This window comes from Mycobacterium sp. 1245801.1 (assembly GCF_001673055.1).
Taxonomy (GTDB): domain Bacteria; phylum Actinomycetota; class Actinomycetes; order Mycobacteriales; family Mycobacteriaceae; genus Mycobacterium; species Mycobacterium europaeum_A.
Genome location: NZ_LZKY01000006.1, coordinates 85,076 through 110,883, shown reverse-complemented (window position 1 = coordinate 110,883; position 25,808 = coordinate 85,076). Strand labels below are relative to the sequence as shown.

At 70.4% G+C, this 25,808-nt stretch carries 22 protein-coding genes, 1 tRNA gene and 1 pseudogene; 20 read left to right on the top strand and 4 right to left on the bottom strand.

Going from position 1 to position 25,808, the window contains the following annotated elements; translation table 11 throughout:
- Nucleotides 1-28: 28 nt before the first annotated feature.
- Together A5622_RS00585 and A5622_RS00580 are read right to left on the bottom strand one after the other, a co-directional pair.
- Entirely contained in the window at nucleotides 29-760 is a 732-nt protein-coding gene (locus A5622_RS00585; RefSeq protein ID WP_082972542.1) for a DUF3153 domain-containing protein, read from the bottom strand.
- A gap of 81 nt (nucleotides 761-841) precedes the next feature.
- The gene (locus A5622_RS00580) at nucleotides 842-1,450 is read right to left on the bottom strand and encodes an N-acetyltransferase (protein WP_066875993.1); all 609 of its coding nucleotides are present in this window, start codon (nucleotides 1,448-1,450) and stop codon (nucleotides 842-844) included.
- A 350-nt stretch (nucleotides 1,451-1,800) separates the two neighbouring features.
- On the opposite strand from A5622_RS00580, the gene A5622_RS00575 reads away from it, so the two are divergent.
- From A5622_RS00575 to A5622_RS00480, 20 genes are all read left to right on the top strand, one after another.
- Nucleotides 1,801-2,202 carry a DUF3040 domain-containing protein gene (locus A5622_RS00575; protein ID WP_066873395.1) on the top strand — a complete coding sequence of 134 codons (402 nt, stop codon included), beginning with the start codon at nucleotides 1,801-1,803 and terminating at the stop codon, nucleotides 2,200-2,202.
- 405 nt (nucleotides 2,203-2,607) lie between these two features.
- Nucleotides 2,608-3,039, top strand: coding sequence for a division/cell wall cluster transcriptional repressor MraZ (gene mraZ / locus A5622_RS00570; protein ID WP_066873398.1), 432 nt, complete (start codon nucleotides 2,608-2,610; stop codon nucleotides 3,037-3,039).
- Entirely contained in the window at nucleotides 3,014-4,279 is a 1,266-nt protein-coding gene (rsmH, locus tag A5622_RS00565; RefSeq protein ID WP_156752781.1) for a 16S rRNA (cytosine(1402)-N(4))-methyltransferase RsmH, read from the top strand. Before mraZ ends, rsmH begins: the two co-directional genes overlap by 26 nt.
- On the top strand, nucleotides 4,276-5,520 hold the full coding sequence (locus A5622_RS00560; protein ID WP_066875991.1) for a hypothetical protein: 1,245 nt from the start codon (nucleotides 4,276-4,278) through the stop codon (nucleotides 5,518-5,520). Before rsmH ends, A5622_RS00560 begins: the two co-directional genes overlap by 4 nt.
- Nucleotides 5,521-5,624: 104 nt before the next feature.
- On the top strand, nucleotides 5,625-7,592 hold the full coding sequence (locus A5622_RS00555; protein ID WP_369806904.1) for a peptidoglycan D,D-transpeptidase FtsI family protein: 1,968 nt from the start codon (nucleotides 5,625-5,627) through the stop codon (nucleotides 7,590-7,592).
- A gap of 133 nt (nucleotides 7,593-7,725) precedes the next feature.
- Nucleotides 7,726-9,273, top strand: coding sequence for a UDP-N-acetylmuramoyl-L-alanyl-D-glutamate--2,6-diaminopimelate ligase (locus A5622_RS00550; protein WP_066875987.1), 1,548 nt, complete (start codon nucleotides 7,726-7,728; stop codon nucleotides 9,271-9,273).
- Nucleotides 9,270-10,925 (top strand): UDP-N-acetylmuramoyl-tripeptide--D-alanyl-D-alanine ligase, encoded by a 1,656-nt coding sequence (murF, locus tag A5622_RS00545; protein ID WP_232002782.1) that lies wholly within the window; start codon nucleotides 9,270-9,272, stop codon nucleotides 10,923-10,925. The genes A5622_RS00550 and murF overlap by 4 nt, the downstream gene beginning before the upstream one ends.
- Nucleotides 10,922-12,001: a phospho-N-acetylmuramoyl-pentapeptide-transferase gene (gene mraY / locus A5622_RS00540; RefSeq protein WP_066875979.1), complete on the top strand. Its 1,080-nt coding sequence runs from the start codon at nucleotides 10,922-10,924 to the stop codon at nucleotides 11,999-12,001. The genes murF and mraY overlap by 4 nt, the downstream gene beginning before the upstream one ends.
- 17 nt (nucleotides 12,002-12,018) lie before the next feature.
- Nucleotides 12,019-13,488 (top strand): UDP-N-acetylmuramoyl-L-alanine--D-glutamate ligase, encoded by a 1,470-nt coding sequence (murD, locus tag A5622_RS00535; protein ID WP_156752786.1) that lies wholly within the window; start codon nucleotides 12,019-12,021, stop codon nucleotides 13,486-13,488.
- Between the two features lie 7 nt (nucleotides 13,489-13,495).
- On the top strand, nucleotides 13,496-15,202 hold the full coding sequence (gene ftsW, locus A5622_RS00530; RefSeq protein WP_066876008.1) for a putative lipid II flippase FtsW: 1,707 nt from the start codon (nucleotides 13,496-13,498) through the stop codon (nucleotides 15,200-15,202).
- Complete coding sequence (gene murG, locus A5622_RS00525) at nucleotides 15,199-16,434, top strand: undecaprenyldiphospho-muramoylpentapeptide beta-N-acetylglucosaminyltransferase (protein WP_066875977.1); 1,236 nt, start codon at nucleotides 15,199-15,201, stop codon at nucleotides 16,432-16,434. Before ftsW ends, murG begins: the two co-directional genes overlap by 4 nt.
- Entirely contained in the window at nucleotides 16,431-17,915 is a 1,485-nt protein-coding gene (gene murC, locus A5622_RS00520) for a UDP-N-acetylmuramate--L-alanine ligase (protein ID WP_066876010.1), read from the top strand. The genes murG and murC overlap by 4 nt, the downstream gene beginning before the upstream one ends.
- The gene (locus A5622_RS00515; protein WP_066875976.1) at nucleotides 17,912-18,883 is read left to right on the top strand and encodes a cell division protein FtsQ/DivIB; all 972 of its coding nucleotides are present in this window, start codon (nucleotides 17,912-17,914) and stop codon (nucleotides 18,881-18,883) included. Before murC ends, A5622_RS00515 begins: the two co-directional genes overlap by 4 nt.
- A 273-nt stretch (nucleotides 18,884-19,156) precedes the next feature.
- Nucleotides 19,157-20,314 carry a cell division protein FtsZ gene (gene ftsZ / locus A5622_RS00510; protein WP_007770764.1) on the top strand — a complete coding sequence of 386 codons (1,158 nt, stop codon included), beginning with the start codon at nucleotides 19,157-19,159 and terminating at the stop codon, nucleotides 20,312-20,314.
- 78 nt (nucleotides 20,315-20,392) lie between these two features.
- The gene (pgeF, locus tag A5622_RS00505) at nucleotides 20,393-21,100 is read left to right on the top strand and encodes a peptidoglycan editing factor PgeF (protein WP_066875975.1); all 708 of its coding nucleotides are present in this window, start codon (nucleotides 20,393-20,395) and stop codon (nucleotides 21,098-21,100) included.
- A gap of 5 nt (nucleotides 21,101-21,105) precedes the next feature.
- Nucleotides 21,106-21,879 (top strand): YggS family pyridoxal phosphate-dependent enzyme, encoded by a 774-nt coding sequence (locus A5622_RS00500; RefSeq protein WP_066876006.1) that lies wholly within the window; start codon nucleotides 21,106-21,108, stop codon nucleotides 21,877-21,879.
- Nucleotides 21,880-21,945: 66 nt separating this feature from the next.
- The gene (locus A5622_RS00495) at nucleotides 21,946-22,593 is read left to right on the top strand and encodes a cell division protein SepF (protein ID WP_066873504.1); all 648 of its coding nucleotides are present in this window, start codon (nucleotides 21,946-21,948) and stop codon (nucleotides 22,591-22,593) included.
- 178 nt (nucleotides 22,594-22,771) lie between these two features.
- Entirely contained in the window at nucleotides 22,772-23,062 is a 291-nt protein-coding gene (locus A5622_RS00490; protein WP_007770770.1) for a YggT family protein, read from the top strand.
- 275 nt (nucleotides 23,063-23,337) lie between these two features.
- Nucleotides 23,338-24,147: a DivIVA domain-containing protein gene (locus tag A5622_RS00485; RefSeq protein WP_066873501.1), complete on the top strand. Its 810-nt coding sequence runs from the start codon at nucleotides 23,338-23,340 to the stop codon at nucleotides 24,145-24,147.
- 91 nt (nucleotides 24,148-24,238) lie between these two features.
- On the top strand, nucleotides 24,239-24,571 hold the full coding sequence (locus A5622_RS00480) for a phage holin family protein (protein WP_066875974.1): 333 nt from the start codon (nucleotides 24,239-24,241) through the stop codon (nucleotides 24,569-24,571).
- Between the two features lie 24 nt (nucleotides 24,572-24,595).
- Here the strand turns inward: A5622_RS00480 and A5622_RS00475 are convergent.
- Nucleotides 24,596-25,273: pseudogene (locus A5622_RS00475) on the bottom strand (phosphoribosyltransferase); the annotation flags it as partial.
- Between the two features lie 361 nt (nucleotides 25,274-25,634).
- Nucleotides 25,635-25,720, bottom strand: a tRNA-Leu gene (locus A5622_RS00470).
- Between the last annotated feature and the right edge of the window lie 88 nt (nucleotides 25,721-25,808).

Genomic DNA, 25,808 nt, shown 5'->3' with positions numbered 1-25,808 from the left:
CTACTGGTCACCGGGCCGGCAGGGGTAGCTAGCTGGGCGGCGGCTGGTCGCGCGGCGCCGTCAACCGCGGTGACCGGTCCCGGCTGACCCAGGCCAGCAGTCCCACCACCCCGGCGGCCGCGAACGACGCGATGCACAGCCACACCACCGCACCGGTGAAGGAACGGGTGTTGGGGTCGGTGTAGCGGGCCTGGGCGGTCATGGTGGTCACCACCCCGGGCTTGAGCTTCCACGACACCACGTCGGGCTCGACCCGGTCACCGTTGGTTGAGGTCACCACCCCGGGGAACGCGACCGTCAGTTCGACGTCGGCCTCGGGATCGGTCAGCGAGGTCAGATCCGCCCGACCCTCCAGGATCACCAGGTTGCCGTTGCGGCGCAGCGTCAGGTTCACCCCGGAGGCGTCGGAGTTCATGTTGGCCAGCTGCGGCAACTCCGCGAACGTCAGGTCGGAGAACACCGCCTGCGAGCCGACGTAGCCGTCGCTGTCGTAGTTCGACACCGCCACCTTCTGGCTGAACGGCAGGTTGTTGCTGTCCAGTTGGGGGCCGGTGTCCTTGGGGGTCTTGGGTTTCGCGGCGGCGACGATCTCGCCGGACACCAGGTCGTCGGGGGAGATGGTGAGCGAGGCCCGGACCCGCAGGCACCCGGTGGCCAACGGCACCACCAGCAGCAGCAGCGCGAGGGCGGTCAGGCGGCGCCGTCGAGTTCGAGACGCTCGGGATCCTCGGCTGCGGGGCGGGGGAGAGCTGGCTCGCACCAGGTCATCGTGCCAGATCCGATGTGCCACCCGAATGAGGTGGCGTCTTCCGACCTGGGCCGGGTCGCGGGCCGGCTCCGGCTATAGCGGTAGCTTGCGGCCCAGGATCGCAAAAGCCCGCGGGTCGCCGGCGAAGTGGTAGCCGCGAATGACGTCGGTGAAGCCCAGGCGCCGATACAACCGCCAGGCGCGGTTGGGCTCACCATTGGTTTCCGGCGTGGAAAGCAGCACATTCTGTTCGGCGCGACCGGCGAGCAGCCGTCGGGCCAGCGCCTCGCCCAGCCCGCGGCCCTGGGCGCGGGGGTGGATGTGCAGCTCGGTCAGCTCGAAGTAGCTGTTCATCAGCCGCGAGATCTCCTGCGGCGGTGAGCCGCCGCGCTGCATGCCCAGCACCACCTGCTGTTGCCACCATTGCCCGGGCGCGCCGGGATAGCCGTAGGCCACCCCGAGCAACGGGGCACTGGCCAGGGCCTCGGCCGAGGGCGGTTGCCCGCCTGCGTCTTCGGCCTCCTCGGTTTCGACGACGCCGGCCCCCTGCCAGCCCCGCCGCCGGATGTGTTCCAGCCACATCGCGGCGCGCTGGTTCTCGGTGCCGCGTGGGTAGCGCATCGCATCGACGTACACCGCCAGGGCGTCACCGAGGCGACGCTCCATGTCGTGGGGCAGCAGATCGATGAGAAATATCGCCAACTCGCGGTCTCCTCCTCATCGGTTCCTCATCGGCGCGCGGGGCGCTGCGGTGCGTCGGCGGCATGTGGTCGCGGCGGGCCGGGCCGCTATCGCCCATTATCGGACCCGCGTGCGACGGCCCGACGAGTGGTCGTGACACCGGACCGACGAACGGCCGCGGTTCGGGAAGCCGGTTGTAGCGCACGGCAGTTCCGGTCTGCGGGGGCGTCCGCGGGCGGCCGGGATAGAATCGGCGCCGAACCAGTGGTATGGGGCAGATTGACCTCGTATCATTTCAATTAGTTGCCCCCGCAACGGGCATCCGCGTGCTACCGATAGTCACGTGCCTAACAGTCGGCAAGGAGGGACGAATGCCACTCTCCGATCATGAGCAGCGGATGCTCGATCAGATCGAGAGCGCTCTCTACGCCGAGGACCCCAAATTCGCGTCGAGTGTTCGCGGTGGAGGTTTTCGCGCACCGACCGCCCGCCGGCGGTTGCAGGGCGTGGCGCTGTTCGTCATCGGTCTCGCGATGCTGGTCTCCGGGGTGGCGTTCAAGGCGACGATGATCGGAAACTTCCCGATCCTCAGCGTCTTCGGGTTCATCGTCATGTTCGGCGGAGTGATCTTCGCGATCACCGGCCCCCGGTTGTCTGGCAGGCCCGACCATTCCGGCCCGGCGGCCACGTCGCTGCGTCAACGCCGCAATAAGAGCGGGGGCTCGTTCACCAGCCGCATGGAGGACCGGTTCCGCCGTCGTTTCGACGACTAACCGCATCCACACACACTCGGGGTAGCCATCGGCTGCCCCGATTCGTTTTTTCCGGGGCCGGGCGCCATCGGCCGGGCATCCGGCCTCCGCGCAACCGTCGATGCCGTTTTGCTGCTCGATCGAGGCCTAACCGCAGCGCGTCTCGGTATCGATGCCCCACCACGCCCCACTAAAGTCCCCCACAACGCCCCACCGACGGTATTTCGCCTGGTAATCGGGCCGCGATCCAGAGCGCGACAGCCACCCCGGGCGGGGCGCGACACACCCTTTGCGCGGCTTTGACGGCGTCCTGACGACGGATAACCCTGAAAACGCCGCGGCGACACCCTAAGAATGGGGCGTAGTGGGGGATTGTGGGGTATGGTGGCTGCAGTGTTTGGGTGACCCCATAGGGGAGGTGAGCTGGTGTTTCTCGGCACCTACACGCCCAAACTCGACGACAAGGGGCGGCTCACGCTGCCCGCCAAGTTCCGCGACGCACTGGCAGGGGGGTTGATGGTCACCAAGAGCCAGGACCACAGCCTCGCCGTCTACCCGCGGGCGGAATTCGAGCAACTGGCCCGCCGCGCGAGCAAGGCGTCGCGGAGCAACCCCGACGCCCGGGCGTTTCTCCGCAATCTCGCCGCCGGCACCGACGAACAGCATCCCGATGCGCAGGGCCGGATCACGTTATCGGCCGACCACCGGCGCTACGCCAACCTTTCCAAGGACTGCGTGGTGATCGGCGCGATCGACAACCTCGAGATCTGGGATGCGCAGGCATGGCAGGACTACCAGCAGACCCACGAAGAGAACTTCTCCGCGGCCAGCGATGAAGCACTCGGCGACATCATCTGAGGCGCATGCCCGTGCACCGTGGCCTCTGCCCGAACCGACCCTGGCGTACTTCCCCAACGCCAGGTTCGCGGCTTCGGTCAGAGACCTCGGTGCAGGGGCCGCCCCTCTTCCCGAGCGCCTGCCAAGGCCCGTCCGGGCGGCACAGACCCGACGCGGCGCGAGGACCCGCCTGTCGGGGGTGCGGGCGGCCGACGGATGCCGGCAGATTCGTGGAGGCGTTGCGGTGGCTGACAATTCGAGTCCCGACGATTACGGGCATGTCCCCGTCCTGCTGGAACGCTGCGTCGAACTGCTCACGCCCGCGCTGACCCGCCACCACCCCGACGGGTCGGGGGCGACGCTGGTCGATGCCACCCTCGGCGCGGGCGGGCATGCGGAGCGGTTCCTCACCGACCTGCCGGGCCTGCGGCTGATCGGGCTCGATCGCGATCCCAGCGCGCTGGACATCGCCCGGGCGCGGCTGGCGCGCTTCGCCGACCGCCTCACGCTGGTGCACACCCGCTACGACGACGTCGCCACGGCGCTGGATGAATCCGGTTATGCGGCAATCGAATCCGTGGACGGGATGCTGTTCGACCTCGGGGTGTCGTCCATGCAGCTCGATCGCACCGAGCGCGGCTTCGCCTATGCCCAGGACGCGCCGCTGGACATGCGGATGGACCCCTCGTCGCCGCTGACCGCGGCCGACATCGTCAACACCTATGACGAGGCGGAGCTGGCGAGGATCTTGCACCGCTACGGCGAGGAGCGGTTCGCGCGCCGCATCGCCGCGCACATCGTGCGCCGCCGGGCCCGCGAGCCGTTCAGGTCGACCGCGGACCTGGTGGCCCTGCTCTACGAAGCGATTCCGGCCGCGGCCCGGCGCACCGGCGGACACCCGGCCAAGCGCACCTTTCAGGCGCTGCGGGTCGCGGTCAACGACGAACTGGACACGCTGCGCAACGCGCTACCGGCCGCCCTGGACGCCCTCGACGTGGGCGGGCGCATCGTGGTGATGGCCTACCAATCGCTGGAGGACCGGATCGTCAAGCGGCTCTTTGCCCAGGCGGTCGCGTCCCGCACCCCGGTGGACCTGCCGGTCGAACTCCCCGGCCACGAGCCGCGATTCCAGTCCCTGACGCACGGCGCCGATCGGGCCGACGCCACCGAGATCGAACGCAATCCACGCAGTGCCGCAGTGCGATTGCGGGCGCTGCAACGAATGCAGTCACAGCAGGCTAGCGGGAGAGGCGACGCATGAGAGCAGAGCGCGAGACGTCGAAGCGGCGCGGCGGCAGCGATCGCCGGGGCGGGCGCGACGGCGCTGCCCGGCGGACCCGCGCGGCCGAGTCCGGATCGGCGCGGCGCGCCCGAAGCGGCCGCACCTCGGCGCCGGCCCGTGAGGCCCGCGCGCCCAAGTCAGCACCGCAGACCAGCCCCATCGCCCGGCCGGTGGAGCGGCCGGCCCGGGCCAAAAGCACTAGCCAGGCCAAGGCGCGGGCCAAGGCGCGCAAGGCCAAGGCCCCCAAGGTTGTTCGGCCTCGCCTGACCGAGCGGTTGGCCGCCCGGCTGGCCTCGATCGACCTGCGGCCGCGCACCCTGGCCAGCAAGGTCCCGTTCGTCGTGCTTATCATCGGTGCGCTGGGCATCGGGCTGGGGCTCACGCTGTGGCTGTCCACCGACTCCGCGGAACGCTCGTACAAGTTGAGTCACGCCCGGGAGCGCACCCGGTTGCTGCAGCAACAGAAGGAGGCGCTGGAGCGCGACGTGCGCGAGGCGGAGGCCGCCCCGGCGCTGGCGGAGGCGGCCCGCAAGCAAGGCATGATCCCGAGCCGGGACACCGCGCACCTGGTGCAGGATCCGTCCGGGAACTGGGTGGTGGTCGGCACGCCGAAGCCGGCCGACGGCGTTCCGCCGCCGCCGCTGAACGCCAAGCTGCCCGACGAGGCGCCCCAGCCCCCGAAGCCGCCGGCCGCTCCTCCGGAGGTCTCGATTCGGATGGAACCGGCCCCCGGCGGCCCCGTCCCGGCCCGGTCCGGGCCCGAAGCGCTGCTGCGCGCGCCCGACGGCGCGTCGACGGTGGGCGGTCAGCACCTGCCGCCGGCGGCGCCCCCGGTGCCCGGCGCGCCTGCCGCGCCCGGTGTGCCCCCCACGGGTACGCTGCCCGGCATGCCAGGCGGACCGGCGACGGGTGCATTGCCCGGCATGCCCGCTGCCCCGGTCACCGGCGCACTGCCCGGCATGCTGCCGGCGATGCCGACGCCGGGACTGCCCATGCCGGCCGGACCGGCGACCGCTCCGGCGCCCCCCGAGGTGTCGATTCCCCTGGGCGGGTTGCCGATTCCGGCTCCCGGCCAGATGCCCGCACCGTTGCCCGCCGAGATTCCGATCCCGGTGCAGTTGGGCCGCCCGGCCGCGCCGGCTCAACCGGCGGTCCCCGCCGCCCCGGTCAACGGCCTGCCCGGGCCCGCGGCCGGCGCGGCGCCAGGTGCCCCCAGGTGAGCCGCGGTGAATCCCCGCGGGCCCGCCGGTCGCAGTCGGCGCGCCCGACGCGGGGTCCCCGTAAGGACTTGGCGGGCAAGGGCGTCCGGCAACCCAAGCGCCGCCTGAAACCGCAGCAGGCCGACACCGGCCGCGACGTTCGGGAGCCGAAGCGATTCCGGAAAGCCAAGCAGGCCAAGGGTGCCGGGGCCGCGCAACGGCCCGAGGCGGTGGCGGCGGGGCACTCGGCGCGGGAGCGCCGCACCCGTCAGATCGTGCAATTGACCAGCCGCGGCGGGTCGTTCGTCTTCCGGCACCGCGCGGGCAACGTGGTCATCCTGGTGCTGATGCTGGTGGCCGCCGCCCAGCTGTTCGTCCTGCAGGTGACCAACGCCCCGTCGCTGCGGGCCCAGGCCGCCGGCCAGCTCAAGGTCACCGATGTGGAAAAGGCGGTGCGCGGCAGCATCATCGACCGTCGCAAAGACCAGCTTGCCTTCACCATCGAGTCGCGTGCGCTGACCTTTCAGCCGAAACGGATTCGTAAGCAGCTCGAGGAGGCCAAAGCCAAGAACTCGACCGCTCCCGATCCGCAGCAGCGGTTGCGCGACATCGCCAAGGAGGTTTCCAGCCGCCTGGGCAACAAGCCGGACTCGGCGACCGTGTTGAAGAAGCTGCAGACCGACGACAACTTCGTCTATCTGGCGCGCGCCGTCGATCCCGCTGTCGCCAGCGCGATCTCGGACAAGTACCCCGAGGTCGGTTCCGAGCGCCAGGATCTGCGCCAGTATCCGGGCGGATCGCTGGCGGCCAACATCGTCGGCGGCATCGACTGGGACGGGCACGGCCTGCTGGGGCTGGAAGAGGCCATGGATTCGGTGCTGTCGGGCACCGACGGCGCGGTCACCTATGACCGCGGATCCGACGGCGTGGTCATCCCGGGCAGCTACCGCAACCGGCACCGGGCGGTCAACGGTTCGATGGTCCAGCTGACCCTCGACGACGACATCCAGTTCTACGTCCAGCAGCAGGTCCAGCAGGCCAAGAATGTCTCTGGCGCGCACAATGTTTCGGCCGTCGTGCTGGACGCCAAGACCGGCGAAGTGCTGGCCATGGCCAACGACAACACGTTCGACCCCTCGCAGGACATCGGGCGCCAAGGCGACAAACAGCTGGGCAATCTGGCCGTGTCCTCGCCGTTCGAGCCCGGCTCGGTGAACAAGGTGATCACCGCCTCGTCGGTCATCGAGTACGGCCTGTCCAATCCCGATGAGGTGCTGCAGGTCCCCGGCACCCTCCAGATGGGCGGGGTGTCCATCCACGACGCGTGGGACCACGGCGTGATGCCCTACACCACCACCGGTGTGTTCGGAAAGTCCTCCAACGTCGGCACTTTGATGCTCGCGCAGCGCGTCGGCCCGGAGCGCTTCTACGACATGGTCCGCAAATTCGGTCTGGGCCAGCGCACCAACGTGGGCCTGCCGGGTGAGAGCGCCGGGCTGGTGCCGCCGATCGACCAGTGGTCGGGCAGCACCTTCTCGAACCTGCCTATCGGCCAAGGTCTTTCGATGACGCTGCTGCAGATGACCGGCATGTACCAGGCGATCGCCAACGACGGATTGCGGATACCGCCGCGAATCATCAAGGCCACCATCGCCCCCGACGGCACCCGCACCGAGGAGCCGCGTCCGGACGGCGTGCGGGTGGTGTCGCCGCAGACGGCGCAGACCGTGCGCAACATGCTGCGCGCCGTCGTGCAAAAGGACCCGATGGGCTACCAGCAGGGCACCGGTTCCGCCGGCGCGGTGACGGGCTACCAGATGGCCGGCAAGACGGGTACCGCCCAGCAGATCAACCCGGCCTGCGGCTGCTACTTCGACAACGTCTACTGGATCACGTTCGCGGGGATGGCGACCGTCGACAATCCCCGGTACGTCATCGGCATCATGATGGACAACCCCGAGCGCAACGCCGACGGGACGCCGGGCCACTCGGCGGCCCCGCTGTTCCACAACATCGCCGGCTGGCTGATGCAGCGCGAGAACGTGCCGCTGTCGCCCGACCCCGGGCCGCCGCTGACGCTGCAGGCCACCTAGCCCTAGCGACCTCGCCAGGGCCGAGCCGGACCTTCCGTCGGCGCGCGCATCGCCTCGTGGCCGGTCGCGGCTAGGTAGGGTGTCATGGCCGATCATGAGGATCGCGCGGCGTCGGAGGGAGGTGTGAGAAGAAGTGGTGCTGCCCACTGGGTTACGCCCCAGCGCCGTCGCCGGCGTGCGGTTGCCCGCGCTCGCCGAGCAGGTGGGAGCGGTCCCGGCCGACGTCGCAGGTCAGGGCGCCGTCGTGCCCGACGTGGCGATCACCGGCGTGACGCTGCGCGCCCAGGACGTGCTGCCCGGTGACCTGTTCGCCGCGTTGCCCGGCCTGACCACGCACGGGGCCCGCTATGCCGCGGAGGCGATCGAACGCGGCGCGATCGCCGTGCTCACCGATGCCGCCGGGGTCGCGGAGATGAGCGCCGCCGGCGCCCCGCCCGTGCCGACGCTGGTGCACCCCGACCCCCGCGGCGTGCTCGGCGGCCTGGCCGCCACGGTGTACGGGAACCCGTCGCAGCGGCTGGCCGTTATCGGCATCACCGGCACCTCCGGCAAGACCACCACCACCTACCTGGTCGAATCCGGCCTGCGGGCCGCCGGGCGCAGGTGCGGGCTGATCGGCACCATCGGCATTCGCATCGACGGCGCCGACATCCCCAGCGCGTTGACCACCCCGGAGGCGCCCGCGCTGCAGGCGATGCTGGCGGCCATGGCCGAGCAGGGTGTCGACACCGTGGTCATGGAGGTCTCCAGCCACGCGCTGGCGCTGGGCCGGGTGGACGGAACCGGTTTTGCGGTAGGCGGTTTCACCAACCTGTCCCGCGATCACCTTGACTTTCACCCGACCATGGAAGACTACTTCAACACCAAAGCCCTGTTGTTCGAGCCGAATTCGCCGCTGCGGGCGCGCCGCGCGGTGGTGTGCGTCGACGACGAGGCCGGGCGGGCCATGGCGGATCGAGCCGGCGACGCCGTCACCGTCAGCGCCGAGGGCCGGCCGGCGAATTGGCGCGCCGTCGACGTCGCCCCGTTGGGCGCCGGGGGACAACAGTTCTCCGTCATCGACCCCGCCGGCGCGCGGTACCAGGTCGGGGTCCCGCTGCCCGGCCACTACAACATCGCCAATTGCCTTGTGGCGCTGGCCCTTCTGGATGCGGTCGGGGTGACGCCGGAGCAGGCGGCGCCGGGGCTGCGGCAGACCCGCGTGCCGGGGCGCATGGAACAGATCGACGCCGGCCAGGAGTTTTTGGCGCTGGTCGACTACGCCCACAAGCCAGGCGCTCTGCGCGCGGTGCTGAGCACGCTGGCGCGTCCGGGTCGCCGGGTGGCGGTGGTGTTCGGCGCCGGCGGCGAGCGCGACCCGGGCAAGCGGGCGCCGATGGGCGCGACGGCCGCCGAGCTGGCCGATCTGGTGGTCGTCACGGACGACAATCCGCGCGGCGAAGACCCGTCGGCGATTCGCCGGGAGATCCTGGCCGGGGTGACCGAAAGTGGCTGCGCGACAGAAGTTGTCGAGATCGCCGACCGGCGCGAGGCGATCCGGCACGCGGTCGGCTGGGCCAGGCCCGGCGACGTGGTGCTGATCGCCGGCAAGGGCCACGAAACCGGGCAGCGCGCCGGTGACGTGGTCCGCCCCTTCGACGACCGCGTCGAGTTGGCGCGGGCGTTGGAGGATCGCGCATGATCGACCTGACCGTCGCCCAGATCGCCGACATCGTCGGGGGCACCCTGTCCGACATCTCGCCCGAGGACGCCGCGCACCGCCACGTCACCGGGACGGTGGAGTTCGACTCGCGTGCCGTCGGGCCGGGCGGGCTGTTCCTGGCGCTGCCCGGCGCACGCTCGGACGGGCACGACCATGCGGCCTCGGCGGTGGCGGCCGGCGCGGTCGCGGTGCTGGCAGCGCGGCCGGTCGGGGTCCCCGCCATCGTCGTCGCACCCGCGGGGGTTTCGGGATCGCGGGCCGGGGTCCTCGAGCACGACCCGGACGGCTCGGGTGCCGCGGTGCTGGCCGCGCTGGCCAGGCTGGCCATGGCGGTGGCCGCCGAACTGGTGGCGGGCGGGCTGACGATCGTCGGCATCACCGGGTCGTCGGGAAAGACCTCGACCAAGGACCTGGTGGCCGCCGTGCTGGCGCCGCTGGGTCAGGTGGTGGCCCCGCCCGGGTCCTTCAACAACGAGCTGGGCCACCCCTGGACGGTGCTGCGCGCGACGGCCGACACCGACTATTTGGTTCTGGAGATGTCGGCCCGCCACCCCGGCAACATCGCCGCGCTGGCCGACATCGCCACGCCCTCCATCGGCGTGGTGCTCAACGTCGGCACCGCTCACCTCGGCGAGTTCGGCTCGCGCGAGGCCATTGCCCAAACGAAATCCGAACTGCCACAATCTGTTCCAGCTTCCGGCGTGGTGATCTTGAACGCCGACGATCCGGCCGTGGCGGCCATGGCCGACGTGACCGCGGCCCGGGTGGTCCGGGTCAGCCGCGCCGAGCACACCAACGCGGGCCCCAGCGACCTGTGGGCCGGGCCGGTGTCGCTCGACGAGCTGGCCAGGCCGCGGTTCACGCTGCACCGGCGCGACGCCGCCGGGGTGGCGCAGGTGGCGGTGCAGCTCGGCGTCTACGGCGATCACCAGGTCGGCAACGCGCTGAGCGCCGCCGCGGTCGCCCTGGAATGCGGCGCCGACCTCGAACAGGTGGCGGCCGCCCTGGCCGGGGCGGGCCCGGTGTCGCGGCACCGGATGCACGTCACCACCCGCGAAGACGGCGTTACCGTGATCGACGATGCCTACAACGCCAACCCCGATTCCATGCGGGCCGGGTTGCAGGCGCTGGCGTGGATCGCCCACGGCGGGGGCGAGGGCGGCCCCGCCGAAAAGCGCAGGAGCTGGGCGGTGCTCGGCGAGATGGCCGAGCTCGGCGAGGACGCCATCCTCGAGCACGATCGCGTCGGCCGGCTGGCCGTGCGCTTAGATGTGTCTCGACTCGTTGTCGTGGGAAGTGGGAGGTCGATGAGCGCCATGCACCACGGAGCGGTCATGGAGGGTTCGTGGGGCGCCGCCGATAAGGGGGCCGTCAACGTCGCCGACAGCGACGCCGCCCTGGAGTTGCTGCGAGCCGAGCTGCAACCCGGCGACGTGGTGCTGGTGAAGGCGTCGAACTCGGCCGGGCTGGGCGCGCTGGCGGACGTGCTGGCCCGTGACGATCGCGAGGGCGGCGAAGCCGGGCGAAGCGGGTCGTCACCATCGAGCCGTGACGATCGCGAGGGCGGCGAAGCCGGGCGAAGCGGGTCGTCACCAGCAGAAGGCTCGGACGACCGCGGGACGCGCGCATGAGGCAGATCCTGATCGCGGTGGCCGTCGCGCTGACCGTGTCGATCCTGTTGACCCCGGCCCTGATCCGGTTGTTCACCCGGCAGGGTTTCGGCCACCACACCCGCGAGGACGGCCCGCCCACCCACCACGCCAAACGGGGCACGCCGTCGATGGGCGGCGTGGCGATCCTGGCCGGCATCTGGGCGGGCTATTTGGGCACCCACCTGGCCGGGCTGGCCTTCGACGGTGAAGGCATCACCGTGTCGGGCCTGCTGGTGCTCGGGCTGGCCACCGTGCTCGGCGTCGTCGGATTCCTCGACGACCTGATCAAGATCCGCCGGTCGCGCAACCTCGGCCTGAACAAGACTGCCAAGACGATCGGGCAGGTCGCCGCCGCGGTGCTGTTCGGCGTGCTGGCGCTGCGGTTCCGCAATAACAACGGCCTGACCCCGGCCAGCGCCGACCTGTCCTACGTGCGCGAGATCGCCACCGTCACCCTGGCGCCGGGGCTGTTTGTGTTGTTCTGCGTGATCGTCGTCAGCGCGTGGTCCAACGCGGTGAACTTCACCGACGGCCTGGACGGGCTGGCCGCCGGTTGCATGGCGATGGTCACCGCCGCCTACGTGCTGATCACCTTCTGGCAGTACCGCAACGCCTGCGTCACTGCGCCGGGGCTGGGTTGCTACAACGTGCGCGATCCGCTGGACCTGGCGCTGGTCGCGGCCGCCACCGCGGGCGCCTGCATCGGCTTTCTGTGGTGGAACGCCGCGCCCGCCAAGATCTTCATGGGCGACACCGGATCGCTGGCGTTGGGCGGCATCATCGCGGGTATCTCGGTGACCAGCCGCACCGAGATCCTCGCCGTCGTGCTGGGTTCGCTGTTCGTCGCCGAGGTCAGCTCGGTCGTGTTGCAGATCCTGACCTTTCGGACCACCGGGCGCCGGGTGTTCCGGATGGCACCCTTTCATCACCATTTCGAACTGGCCGGCTGGGCCGAAACCACGGTCATCATCCGCTTCTGGCTGCTCACCGCGATCGCCTGCGGCCTGGGCGTGGCCCTGTTCTACGGTGAGTGGCTGGGCGCGATCGGTGCCTGATGAGCGGCTCTGATCCAGTGCAAGACCCCCTGGCGCCGGGCGCGCCGGTGCTGGTCGCCGGCGGCCGGGTCACGGGCAGGGCCGCGCTGGCGGTGCTGACCCGGTTCGGCGCGGTGCCCACGGTGTGCGACGACGACCCGGCCACGCTGCGCGGCTACGCCGACGCCGGCGTGGCGACCGCGTCCACCGCGACGGCCACCGAGCAGATCTCCCGCTTCGCGCTGGTGGTCACCAGTCCCGGCTTCTCGCCGACGACGCCGCTGCTGGTGGCCGCCGCGGCCGCCGGGGTGCCGATCTGGGGCGACGTGGAGCTGGCCTGGCGGCTCGACGCCGCGGGCCGGTACGGGCCGCCGCGGCGCTGGCTGGTGGTCACCGGGACCAACGGCAAAACGACCACGACGTCGATGCTGCACGCCATGCTGACCGCCGGCGGGCGGCGCAGCCTGCTGTGCGGCAACATCGGCGACCCGGTGCTCGACGTCCTGGAGCAACCCGCCGAGGTGCTGGCCGTCGAGCTGTCCAGCTTCCAATTGCATTGGGCGCCTTCGCTGAAGCCCGAGGCCGGCGCGGTGCTCAACATCGCCGAGGACCACCTCGACTGGCACGGCAGCATGGCCGCCTACGCCGCGACGAAGGCGCGGGTGCTCGATGGCCGGGTGGCGGTGGTGGGCCTGGACGACCGCCGGGCGGCGGCGCTGCTGGACACCGCCGCGGCGCCGGTGCGCGTCGGCTTCCGGCTGGGTGAACCGGCCGCGGGGGAGCTGGGCGTGCGCGACGGCCAGTTGGTGGACCGCGCGTTCGCCGACGACCTGGCGCTGCTGCCGGTCGACTCCATCCCGGTGCCGGGGCCGGTCGGGGTGCTCGACGCGCTGGCCGCCGCGGCGCTGGCGCGCAGCGTCGACGTGCCGGCCGAGGCGATCGCGGCCGCGATCGCCACGTTTCGGGTGGGCCGGCACCGGGCCGAGGTCGTGGCCGTCGCCGACGGAATCACCTACGTCGACGACTCCAAGGCCACCAACCCGCACGCCGCCGAGGCGTCCGTGCTCGCCTACCCCCGGGTCGTGTGGATCGCCGGCGGCCTGCTCAAGGGCGCGTCGGTCGACGCCGAGGTCTCCAGGATGGCGTCGCGGCTGGTCGCGGCGGTGCTCATCGGCCGAGATCGGCAATTGGTTGCAGAGGCGTTATCGCGACACGCGCCGGATGTCCCCGTCCTGCACGTTGTGACAGGCGAGGATGCTGATATGGATGCGACTGCTGTGGTTTTTGGGGCAGATGTGACAGAAGTGAAACAATTCGGCGACAAGCAACATCCCGGGGACAACGTGGGCACGGCGGTCATGAACGCGGCGGTCGCCGCGGCTCGTACCGTAGCCAAGCCCGGTGACACCGTCCTGCTGGCTCCGGCGGGCGCATCGTTCGACCAATTCGCGGGTTACGCCGACCGTGGCGACGCCTTCGCCGCCGCCGTGCATGCGGCGCTCCGGTAGGGCGGGCGTGGATAACGCACTGACCCGGCGGCTGCGCCGGGGTAAAGACACCACCGAGACGGCCGCGGCCGAGGCCCATGCGGCCGACGATGCCGACGCCGATGCCGCCGACGCCCCGGCAGCCGAGACCGACAAGAAGGCCGACAGGAAGGCCGACAAGAAGGCCGACGCGCCGCAGACGAAGGACAAGCCCGCCAAAGACGGCGGTGCGCACGGCAGGTTCGGCGCCTGGCTGGGCCGGCCCATGACGTCGTTTCACCTGATCATCGCCGTGGCGGGGCTACTGACGACGCTCGGGCTGATCATGGTGCTCTCGGCGTCGGGCGTGCGGTCCTACGACGCCGACGGGTCGGCCTGGGTGATCTTCGGCAAGCAGGTGTTGTGGACCGTGGTCGGGCTCATCGCCTGCTACGCCTCCCTGCGGATGTCGGTGCGGTTCATCCGGCGGGTCGCATTCACCGGTTACGTCGTCACCGTCATCCTGCTGGTGCTGGTGCTCGTTCCCGGTATCGGCAACCTGGCCAACGGATCTCGTAAATGGTTCGTGGTCGCGGGTTTCTCGATGCAGCCCTCCGAGCTGGCCAAGATCGCCTTCGCCATCTGGGGCGCCCACATGCTGGCCGCCCGCCGCCTGGAGCGGGCGACCCTGCGGGAATTGCTGATCCCCCTGGTGCCGGCGGCGGTGATCGCGCTCGCGCTGATCGTGGCGCAGCCCGACCTCGGGCAGACGGTGTCGCTGGGCATCATCCTGCTGGCCCTGTTGTGGTACGCCGGCCTGCCGCTGCGCGTGTTCGTCACCTCGTTGCTGGCCGTGTTCGTGGCCGGCGCGATCCTGGCCATGTCGGCCGGCTACCGGTCGGACCGGGTACGGTCCTGGATCAACCCGGAGAACGACCCGCAGGACACCGGCTACCAGGCCCGGCAGGCGAAGTTCGCGCTCGCGCACGGCGGCATCTTCGGCGACGGCCTGGGCCAGGGCGTGGCCAAGTGGAACTACCTGCCCAACGCTCACAACGACTTCATCTTCGCGATCATCGGCGAGGAGCTCGGCTTCATCGGCGCCTTCGCGCTGCTGGTGCTGTTCGGGCTGTTCGCCTACACCGGGATGCGGATCGCGCGCCGCTCGGCCGATCCGTTCCTGCGGCTGCTGACGGCCACCACGACGATGTGGGTGCTGGGGCAGGCGTTCATCAACATCGGCTACGTCATCGGCATCCTGCCGGTGACCGGCATTCAGCTGCCACTCATTTCCGCCGGTGGAACGTCCACCGCGGCAACACTTTTCATGATCGGCATCATGGCCAACGCTGCCCGTCACGAGCCGGAAGCGGTGGCCGCTCTGCGGGCCGGCCGCGACGACAAGGTGAACCGGATCCTGCGGCTGCCGCTGCCCGAGCCCTACTCGCCGACGCGCCTGGAGGCGTTCCGCGACCGCAAGCGGGCCCGCCCGAAGGCCGCCTCGCAATCGGGCGAAGCCCCACGCAAGGCCGCCGGGGCGCCCGGCCGCAAGCCCGCCCGCAAGGCCTCCCCGAAGGTAGAGGGTCCGCAGCGGCCGGCGCTGCCGAGAACGGCCGGCCGGCCGGCTCGCCAGACTGGAGGTACCGCCCGATCGCGGGCCAGGCATCATGGATCTGGCCAGCGCCGCGTCAGCCAGGCGGCAGGCCAGCGTCAGCCACGACGCGCACGCGCACTGGAAGGTCAGCGTTACGGGTGAACGACACGGTCAACAAGCCGACCGGCGGGCGGGGGGCAAACCCCTTGCCCGCCGGTGCCGCGTTGCCCTCTTTTACGCCCGAAAAGCCCCTGTCGGTCGTGCTGGCCGGTGGGGGAACCGCCGGTCACGTCGAGCCGGCGATGGCCGTCGCGGACGCGCTCAGCGCGCTCGATCCGCAGGTCCGCATCACCGCGCTGGGCACCGCGCGCGGGCTGGAAACCAGGCTGGTGCCCGAGCGCGGCTATGACCTCGAGCTGATCACGCCGGTGCCGCTGCCGCGCAAGCCCAGCGGCGACTTGGCGCGGCTGCCCTCGCGGGTGTGGCGGGCCGTTCGCGAGACCCGCGCCGTGCTCAGGGCGGTCGACGCCGACGTGATCATCGGCTTCGGGGGATACGTGGCCCTGCCGGCCTATCTCGCCGCCCGCGGTGTCTCGCCGCGCAAGCCGCGGATCCCGGTGGTGATCCACGAGGCCAATGCCAGCGCCGGGCTGGCCAACCGGGTCGGCGCCCGCAGCGCCGAGCGGGTGCTGTCCGCGGTGGCCGATTGCGGCCTGCCGCGCGCCGAGGTGGTCGGGGTGCCGGTGCGCATGGCCATCACCTCGCTGGACCGCGCGGCGCTGCGTGCGCAGGCGCGCAGGCACTTCGGCTTCGCCGACGACGCCCGGGTGCTGCTGGTGTTCGGCGGCTCGCAGGGCGCGGCCTCGCTGAACCGGGCCGTTTCGGGCGCGGCCGCCGAGTTCGCCGCCGCCGGCGTGGCGGTCCTCCATGCGCACGGCCCCAAGAACACGCTGGAGTTGCGCGAACCCGACCCCGGTGACCCGCCCTACGTGGCGGTGCCCTACCTGGACCGGATGGACCTGGCCTATTCGGCCGCCGACCTGGTGATCTGCCGATCCGGTGCGATGACGGTCGCCGAGGTGTCGGCGGTCGGCCTGCCGGCCATCTACGTGCCCCTGCCGATCGGCAACGGCGAGCAGCGGCTCAACGCGCTGCCGGTGGTCAACGCCGGTGGCGGCATGATCGTCGCGGACGCCGACCTGACGCCCGAGCTGGTGGCCCGCGAGGTGGCGGGGCTCATGGGCGACCCGCCGCGGCTGGCGGCCATGACCACCGCCGCCGCGCTGGTCGGACACCCCGACGCGGCCCGGCGGGTGGCCCAGGCGGCGCTGGACATCGCCAGGAAGGCGCAGCTCGGCCGCCAGAGTGGCCGGTGGGCCGGGAGAACCCGGTGAACACCCCGCAGCTGCCGCCCGAGCTGCAGCGCGTGCACATGGTCGGCATCGGGGGAGCCGGCATGTCGGGCATCGCGCGCATCCTGCTCGACCGCGGCGGGCTGGTATCCGGTTCGGACGCCAAGGAGTCACGCGGCATCCACGCGCTGCGCGCCCGCGGCGCGCAGATCAACATCGGGCATGACGCCGCCGCGCTGGACCTGTTGCCCGGCGGCGTCACCGCCGTCATCACCACCCACGCCGCCATCCCGAAGACCAACCCGGAGCTGGTCGAGGCCCGCCGGCGCGGCATCCCGGTGATCCTGCGGCCGGCCGTGCTGGCCAAGCTGATGGACGGGCGCACCACGCTGATGGTCACCGGCACGCACGGCAAGACGACGACGACGTCGATGCTCATCGTGGCGCTGCAGCACTGCGGACGCGACCCGTCCTTCGCGGTCGGCGGCGAGATGGGGGAGGCCGGCACCAACGCCCACCACGGCAGCGGCGACTGCTTCGTCGCCGAGGCCGACGAAAGCGACGGCTCGCTGCTCGAGTACACGCCCAACGTCGCCGTGGTCACCAACATCGAGACCGACCACCTGGACTTCTACGGCAGCGCCGACGCCTATGTCGCCGTGTTCGACGCCTTCGTGGAGCGACTGGCCCCCGGCGGCGCGCTGGTGGTGTGCGTCGATGATCCGGGGGCACAGGCGCTGGCCAGACGTACGGCCGAGCTGGGCATCCGGGTGCTGCGGTACGGATCGGTGTCGCAGGACGGGTCATCGCGCCCGGGCGAGGAGCTGGCCGCGACGTTGCTCTCGTGGCAGCAGCAGGGCACCGAGGCCGTCGCGCAGATCCGGCTGGCCCCCGAACTCGACCCGGAGCAGCACCCGCGGGTGATGCGGTTGTCGGTGCCCGGCCGCCACATGGCGCTCAACGCGATGGGTGCGCTGCTGGCGGCGCTCGAGATCGGCGCCCCGGCCGACGCCGTGCTGGACGGCCTAGCCGGCTTCGAGGGCGTGCGCCGCCGGTTCGAACTGGTGGGCAGCGCGGCCTCGGTGCGGGTGTTCGACGACTACGCCCACCACCCCACCGAGATCGTCGCCACGCTGGCGGCGGTCCGCACCCTGCTCGAGCAAAGCGGTGACGGCCGCAGTATCGCGGTGTTCCAACCCCATTTGTATTCGCGGACAAAGGCTTTCGCCGAAGAGTTCGGGCGGGCGCTGGACGCGGCGGACCAGGTGTTCGTTCTCGACGTCTACGGCGCGCGCGAACAACCGCTGGCCGGTGTCAGCGGCGCCAGTGTCGCCGAGCATGTCAGCGTGCCGGTGCGCTACCTGCCGCACTTCTCCGCGGCCGCCGAGCAGGTGGCCGCGGTCGCCGCGCCCGGCGACGTCATCGTGACCATGGGAGCCGGCGACGTGACCCTGCTCGGGCCCGAGATCGTGACGGCGTTGCGGGTGCGGGCCAACCGCGGCGCCCCCGGGGCGTTGCGATGACGGAGCCGGACGACCCGGTCCCGACCGACGTGGCCGGGGCACGGGCCGCCGGTCAGCCGTCCGGCGCCGACGACATCGCGGTCACCGAACCGCTCGTCACCGGTACAGGCGCGGAGCGGGGTGACGCCGGCCCCCAGCCCGATCAGGCCGAGGTCGAGGGACCACGCCGGCGTGCCCGCCGGGAACGCGCCGAACGCCGCGCCGCGCAGGCCCGCGCCACCGCCATCGAAGAGGCGCGCCGCGAGGCCAAGCGCCGGGCCAGCGGGCGGCTGGTCACCGAGCCCAAACCCGTTGCGCGCGGGGTCGTTCGGGGCCTGAAGATGCTGCTGGCGACCATCCTGCTGGTGGTCGTCGGCATCGGGCTGGCCTTGATCCTCTACTTCACGCCGGCGATGTCGGCCCGCAACATCGTGGTCGTCGGCACCGGGGTGGTCACCCGGGAAGAGGTCCTGGAGGCGGCGCACGTGCGGCCCGGAACGCCGCTGCTGCAGATCAACACCAGCCAGGTGGCCGACCGGGTGGCGGCGATCCGGCGGGTGGCCAGCGCGCGGGTGCAGCGCCAGTACCCGTCGGCGCTGCGGATCACCATCGTGGAGCGAGTTCCGGTGGCGGTCAAGGACTTTCCCGACGGCCCGCATCTGTTCGACCGCGACGGCGTGGACTTCGCGACCGGCCCGCCGCCCCCGGCCCTGCCGTACCTCGACGTCGCCGACCCGGGTCCGAACGACCCGGCCACCAAGGCCGCCCTGCAGGTGCTGACCGCGCTGCGGCCCGAGGTCGGAGGCCAGGTCGGCCGGATCGCGGCGCCCTCGGTCGCCTCGATCACCCTGACACTCGGCGACGGCCGGGTGGTGATCTGGGGCACTACCGACCGCACCGACGAGAAGGCCGAGAAGCTGGCCGCGCTGTTGACGCAGCCCGGCAAGACCTACGACGTGTCCAGCCCGGACCTGCCGACGGTCAAGTAGCGATCTTCGTCACGTCGTCCGCCCCGATCCGCCGTCGAGCAGCGCTCACGCCGCCGCGACGCACCAAAATTGCCCAAAATTTGCGGGGCGCGTGTCGGCGCGCCTGCGGGGTTAGGGCGCGCCCTACCCATACCGTTCTGGTTGCGCGCCACTACTTGACATAACTCTAACTCTATGGTTGAGGTTGAGGGTTTGCCAGGGAGGGGCCGCGACGTCCGGAGGAGCCCACCGCCGGGAGAGCTGAGCCAAGCCCATCAGGGAGGAAGACGAATGATGACCCCCCCGCACAACTACCTGGCCGTGATCAAGGTCGTGGGTATCGGTGGCGGCGGCGTCAACGCCGTCAACCGGATGATCGAACAAGGCCTCAAAGGCGTGGAGTTCATCGCCATCAACACCGACGCGCAGGCGCTGTTGATGAGTGATGCCGACGTCAAACTCGACGTCGGGCGCGAATCCACGCGTGGCCTGGGCGCCGGGGCGGACCCGGAGGTCGGCCGCAAGGCCGCCGAGGACGCCAAGGACGAGATCGAGGAGCTGCTGCGCGGCGCGGACATGGTGTTCGTCACCGCCGGCGAGGGCGGCGGAACCGGCACCGGCGGCGCGCCCGTCGTCGCCAGCATCGCGCGCAAGCTGGGCGCGCTGACCGTCGGCGTGGTCACCCGCCCGTTCTCGTTCGAGGGCAAGCGGCGCGGCAACCAGGCCGAGAGCGGCATCTCGGCGCTGCGCGAGAGCTGCGACACGCTGATCGTGATCCCCAACGACCGGCTGCTGCAGATGGGCGACGCCGCGGTCTCGCTGATGGACGCCTTCCGCAGCGCCGACGAGGTGCTGCTCAACGGTGTGCAGGGCATCACCGACCTGATCACCACCCCGGGCCTGATCAACGTGGACTTCGCCGACGTCAAGGGCATCATGTCCGGCGCGGGCACGGCCCTGATGGGTATCGGCTCCGCCCGCGGCGAGGGCCGCTCGCTCAAGGCCGCCGAGATCGCCATCAACTCGCCGCTGCTGGAAGCCTCGATGGAGGGCGCGCACGGCGTGCTGATGTCGATTGCCGGCGGCAGCGACCTGGGCCTGTTCGAGATCAACGAGGCGGCCTCGCTGGTGCAGGACGCCGCCCACCAGGACGCCAACATCATCTTCGGCACCGTGATCGACGACTCGCTGGGCGACGAGGTGCGCGTCACCGTCATCGCCGCGGGCTTCGATGCCGCCGGCGCCGGCCGCAAACCCGTCATCGGCGGCAGCGCCGACAAGGAGGAAAAGGGCGGTGCGCACCGGATCGAGTCGGCAAAGGCGGGCAAGCTCACCTCGACGTTGTTCGAACCGGTCGACGCGGTCAGCGTGCCGGTTCACACCAACGGCTCGACCTTGAATATCGGCGGCGATGACGACGACGTCGACGTGCCGCCCTTCATGCGTCGCTGAGATATGCCGGTGACCCTGGATCCCCGGCCGCGACGGTCGGGGCCGCCTGTTAGACAGGGCATCTCCGATACTGGTCACGTGAGCGTTCGCATTCGACGGGTGACCACCACCCGCGCCGGTGGTGTCTCGAAGCCGCCCTTCGACAGCTTCAACCTCGGCGACCACGTCGGGGACGACCCCGCGGCGGTGGCCGACAACCGCGCCCGGCTGGCCGCGGCCATCGGGCTGCGCGGCGCTCGGGTGGTGTGGATGAACCAGGTCCACGGCGATCGGGTCGAGGTGGTCGACGGGGCGCGCGACACCGCGGTCGACGACACGGACGCGTTGGTGACCCGCACCGCGCGTCTCGCGCTGGCGGTGGTGACCGCCGATTGCGTTCCGGTGTTGCTGGCCGACGCGCGTGCCGGTGTGGCCGCGGCGGTGCACGCCGGTCGGGTCGGCGCACAGCGCGGGGTGGTGGCCCGCACGCTGGAGACGATGGTGGAGCTCGGCGCGCGGCCCGAAGACATTTCGGCGCTCCTGGGTCCGGCGGTCAGCGGCCGCAATTACGAAGTGCCCGCGGCGATGGCCGACGAGGTCGAGGCGGCGTTGCCGGGCAGCCGGACCACCACCGGGGCGGGCACGCCCGGGCTGGATCTGCGTGCCGGAATCGCTTGGCAGCTAAGGAATTTAGGCGTGACGGCCATCGACATCGATCCGCGCTGCACGGTGGACGACCCGGCCTTGTTCAGTCACCGCCGGGACGCGCCGACCGGGCGGCTGGCCTCACTGGTCTGGATGGAGTGATTGCGATGGCGGCCCCGAACAGTCGAAGCGACCGCGAATCGGAATTGACCCACGCGTTGGCGTCGGTGCGCTCGCGCCTGGCCGCCGCAGCGGAAGCGGCGGGCCGCAACGTCGGCGAAATCGAAGTTCTGCCGATTACCAAATACTTTCCAGCAACCGACGTTGTGACTTTGTCCCGATTGGGTTGTCGCGCCGTCGGCGAATCGCGGGACCAGGAGGCGACGGCGAAAGTGGCCGAAGTCACCCGGCTGCTGGCGGCGTCCGCGCGGGCGGGCGTGGGAAATCCAAGCTGGCACATGGTCGGTCACATCCAGCGGAACAAGGCACGGTCGGTGGCGCGCTGGGCGCACACCGCTCACTCCGTCGACAGCGCTCATCTGGTGACCGCGCTGGACAAGGGGGTGGCCGCGGCGCTTTCCGACGGCCGTCGCACCTTCCCGATGCGGATCTATGTCCAAGTCAGCCTCGACGGCGACGAGTCTCGCGGTGGCGTCGACATATCCCGGCCGGGAGCCGTCGATCAGGTGTGCGACCAGGTCGAGGAGTCCAAGAACCTGGACCTGGTGGGGCTGATGGGGATTCCGCCGCTGGACTCGGACCCCGAAGAGGCCTTTGACCGGCTCCGATCCGAGCATCGACGGGTTCTCGAATCCCACCGCAACGCCGTCGGGCTGTCCGCCGGCATGTCGAACGACTTCGAAATCGCCGTCAAACACGGTTCGACGTGTGTGCGTGTCGGTACCGCGCTAATGGGCCCGCGGCGGTTACCGTCACCGTAAGTAGTCACTGCAGTAACAGCTTTATCACTAACACCAGTACTCCCAGGGGCTAGAAGGGTCAACGCAATGAGCACACTGCACAAAGTCAAGGCCTATTTCGGTATGGCCCCAATGGACGACTACGAGGACGAGTATTACGACGACCACGCGCCGTCCCGTGGTTTCCCGCGCCCGCGATTTGACGACGGATACGGTCGCTACGAGCAAGACGACTACGACGATCCGCGCCGCGAACCCGCCGACTACCCGCCGCCCGCCGGCTACCGCGGCGGCTACGGGGACGAGCCGCGCTACGGCGCCGTCCACCCCCGCGAGTTCGACCGCGCCGAGCGCGGCGGCGGCCCGCGCTTCGGGTCGTGGTTGCGCAACTCCACCCGCGGCGCGCTGGCGATGGACCCGCGCCGGATGGCGATGATGTTCGAAGAGGGCCACCCGCTGTCGAAGATCACCACGCTGCGGCCCAAGGACTACAGCGAGGCCCGCACCATCGGCGAGCGTTTCCGCGACGGCACCCCGGTGATCATGGACCTGGTGTCGATGGACAACGCCGACGCCAAGCGGCTCGTCGACTTCGCGGCCGGCTTGGCCTTCGCCTTGCGCGGCTCGTTCGACAAAGTCGCCACCAAGGTGTTCCTGCTGTCGCCCGCCGACGTCGACGTGTCCCCGGAGGAGCGCCGCCGGATCGCCGAAACCGGTTTCTACGCTTACCAATAGGCGCATCCGCCGCCCCGATCCGCAGCGGCGGCTCGGTCACCCGAGCCACCGCAAGGGTGACGTGAGATAGGGGCTCTTACTCGGAGTCGGTAGGCTGGCAGGCGCCGCGCTGGTCCGCGGCGCTTGGCCATCGCTGAGCATCGCTTGTCATCTCATGGGTAAGGTCGGGGCACTTCAGTTGGTGTTGTTCTTTCAGATCCTCGGGTTTGCGCTGTTCATCTTCTGGCTGCTGCTCATCGCTCGGGTCGTCGTCGAGTTCATCCGCTCGTTCAGCCGGGATTGGCATCCCACCGGCATCACCGTCGTGGTGCTCGAGATCATCCTGTCGATCACCGATCCGCCGGTGAAATTGCTGCGCCGGCTCATCCCGCAACTCACCATCGGAGCGGTCCGCTTCGACCTGTCGATCATGGTGCTGTTGCTCGTCGCGTTCATCGGCATGCAACTGGCCTTCGGCGCCGCCGCATAGGGCGCCCGGAGGCCCGCCGGGCGGACCGTCGGAGCTAACGCATTCCGCCCCGGAGACGGTTCGGACACGTTTTAGCGTCGGTTTGGTTCCCCCGATTTAAAATTTCTAAGGTTTCGGATTTTATTGCCCTCAATGTTTGAAATTGGTCCTTATTTATTGGGCTAATCAGCAACGGTCGCGCCTGGTGTGACAGGATGGACGGCAGTTGCACTACGGCTACCACTGCGTTCTACACTTTTCAGAACGTTCGAGAAGGAACTTGAGGGGACGAAACAATGCCGCTTACACCAGCCGACGTCCACAATGTGGCGTTCAGTAAGCCACCGATCGGCAAGCGGGGCTACAACGAAGACGAGGTGGATGCCTTCCTCGATCTGGTGGAAGCCGAGCTGACGCGGCTCATCGAAGAGAACAGCGATCTGCGCCAACGAATCGAGGAGCTGGACCACGAGCTGGCCTCCGGCGGTGGCTCGGCCACTCCGGCCGCGGCCGCCGCCCCCACCCAGGCCATTCCTGTGCGTGAGCCGGTCCCCGAACCGGAACCGGTCAAGCCGGCGCCGGCCGCAGCCCCGACCGCCGCGGCCAACAACGAGGAACAGGCCATGAAGGCCGCTCGGGTGCTGACGCTGGCGCAGGACACCGCCGACCGCCTGACCACGACCGCCAAGGCCGAGTCGGAGAAGATGCTGGCCGACGCCCGCGCCAATGCCGACCAGATTCTCAGCGAGGCGCGCAGCACCGCCGAGACCACCGTCACCGAGGCCCGGCAGCGCGCCGACGCGATGCTCGCCGACGCGCAGACCCGTTCGGAGACCCAGTTGCGGCAGGCCCAGGAGAAGGCCGACGCCCTGCAGGCCGACGCCGAGCGCAAGCATTCCGAGATCATGGGCACCATCAACCAGCAGCGCACCGTCCTGGAAGGCCGCCTCGAGCAGCTGCGCACGTTCGAACGCGAGTACCGGACCCGGCTCAAGACCTACCTGGAGTCCCAGCTGGAAGAACTCGGCCAGCGCGGATCCGCGGCACCCGTGGACTCCAGCGCCGACGCGGGCAGCTTCGACCAGTTCAACCGGGGCAACAACTAGCCGTTCGGGCGTGCCGGTCGCTCGCCGAGCTTCGGGGTTGGCACACTAGGTCATGAAACCGCGGTCCCGCTCGTCGCTTGGAGGATGACTGATGCTCATCATTGCGCTGGTATTGGCCCTGATCGGGCTCGTCGCGTTGGTGTTCGCGGTCGTCACCAGCAACGAGCTGGTGGCCTGGGTCTGCATCGCCGCCAGCGTGGTGGGCGTGGTGTTGTTGATCCTCGACGCGCTGCGGGAACGCCAGCGGCGCGACCTGGGCGGCGACGAAGCCCAGCACCCCGACGAGGCGCAGGTCGACGAGGAGGGCTACGTCGACTACCCCGAGGAGGTCCCGGGCGAGGGCGAAACGGCGACGGGGGAGACCGCGCCGACCGAGGAGTCCAGGGTCCCGGCCGAGGGCCACGGCGACGAGCCCGCCAAGTAATTCTTTGCCTCGACGGCTCGGCGCTCAGTCGGTAGCCGTGCCCAGCAGCTCGCGCACCTCGTCGTCGCTGATCTGGTGGAAGTCGTCGTAGACCTGTCCGACCGCTTCGAATCCGGGCGGCATCGTCAGGCACACCACGTCATCGGCTTCCCGCGCGAGGTCGCGGCAGGTCGACTCCGGACCCACCGGCACGGCGATCACGATCGATTTCGGCCCGGCGGCCCGGATGGCGCGCACGGCGGCGAGCATGCTTGCGCCCGTTGCGATTCCGTCGTCAACCAGGACGACGATCCTGTCGCGCAGGTCGGCCATCGGGCGACCGCCCCGGTAGGCGTGTTCGCGCCGCAGCAGCTCGGCCGCCTCGCTGTCGATCACCTCGCGGACCTGCTCGTCGGTGATGTGCAGGCTGGCCACCACATCGTCGTTCATCACCACGCCGCCACCGCTGGCCAAGGCGCCCATCGCCAGCTCCGACCACTGCGGCACCCCGAGCTTGCGGACCAGAAAGACGTCGAGCGGAGCACCGAGGGCCGCGGCGATCTCCCAGGCCACCGGCACGCCGCCACGCGCCAGACCGAATACCAGCACGTCACCGCGGCCGCGATAGGCCGCCAGCTGCAGTCCCAGCGCGCGTCCGGCCTCGCGTCGGTCGACGAACGTCTTCGGCGATGTCCGCCGGACAAAGCCACTCGATCGGTTCATGCGTTCACACTCCCGGCTACTGGGCCTGCTTCCAGGCTACGTGCGGTCGCAAAGGGGAGGATGCGCGAGATGAGACCGCGCCACCCAGGCGGCGTGACCAGGTACGGGCGTGATCGCCGCTTCGCGGCTCAACACACTCCATCGCCTCAGGAATGAATGCGAGCATCCATTTCGCTCGGCTCAGTCGGGTCGCCGGACGTGTGCTCGCGGCTTCGCCGCTCAACACACTCCATCGCCTCAGGAATGAATGCGAGCATCCATTTCACTCGGCTCAGTCGCGTGTGCGCGCCGCTGCGCGGCTCAACACACTCCATCGGCTCGGAAATGAACGCAAGCGTCCATTTCGCTCGCCTCAGTCGCGTGTCCGAGGGGGGACTTGAACCCCCACGCCCATTAGTAGGGCACTAGCACCTCAAGCTAGCGCGTCTGCCATTCCGCCACTCGGACAAGGCCAAACCAGCATGGGTTGGCAGCTAAGGCTATCGGATCGCGGGCCGCGAACCCAATCCAGCTCCTCGAGACGTGTCGACGATCG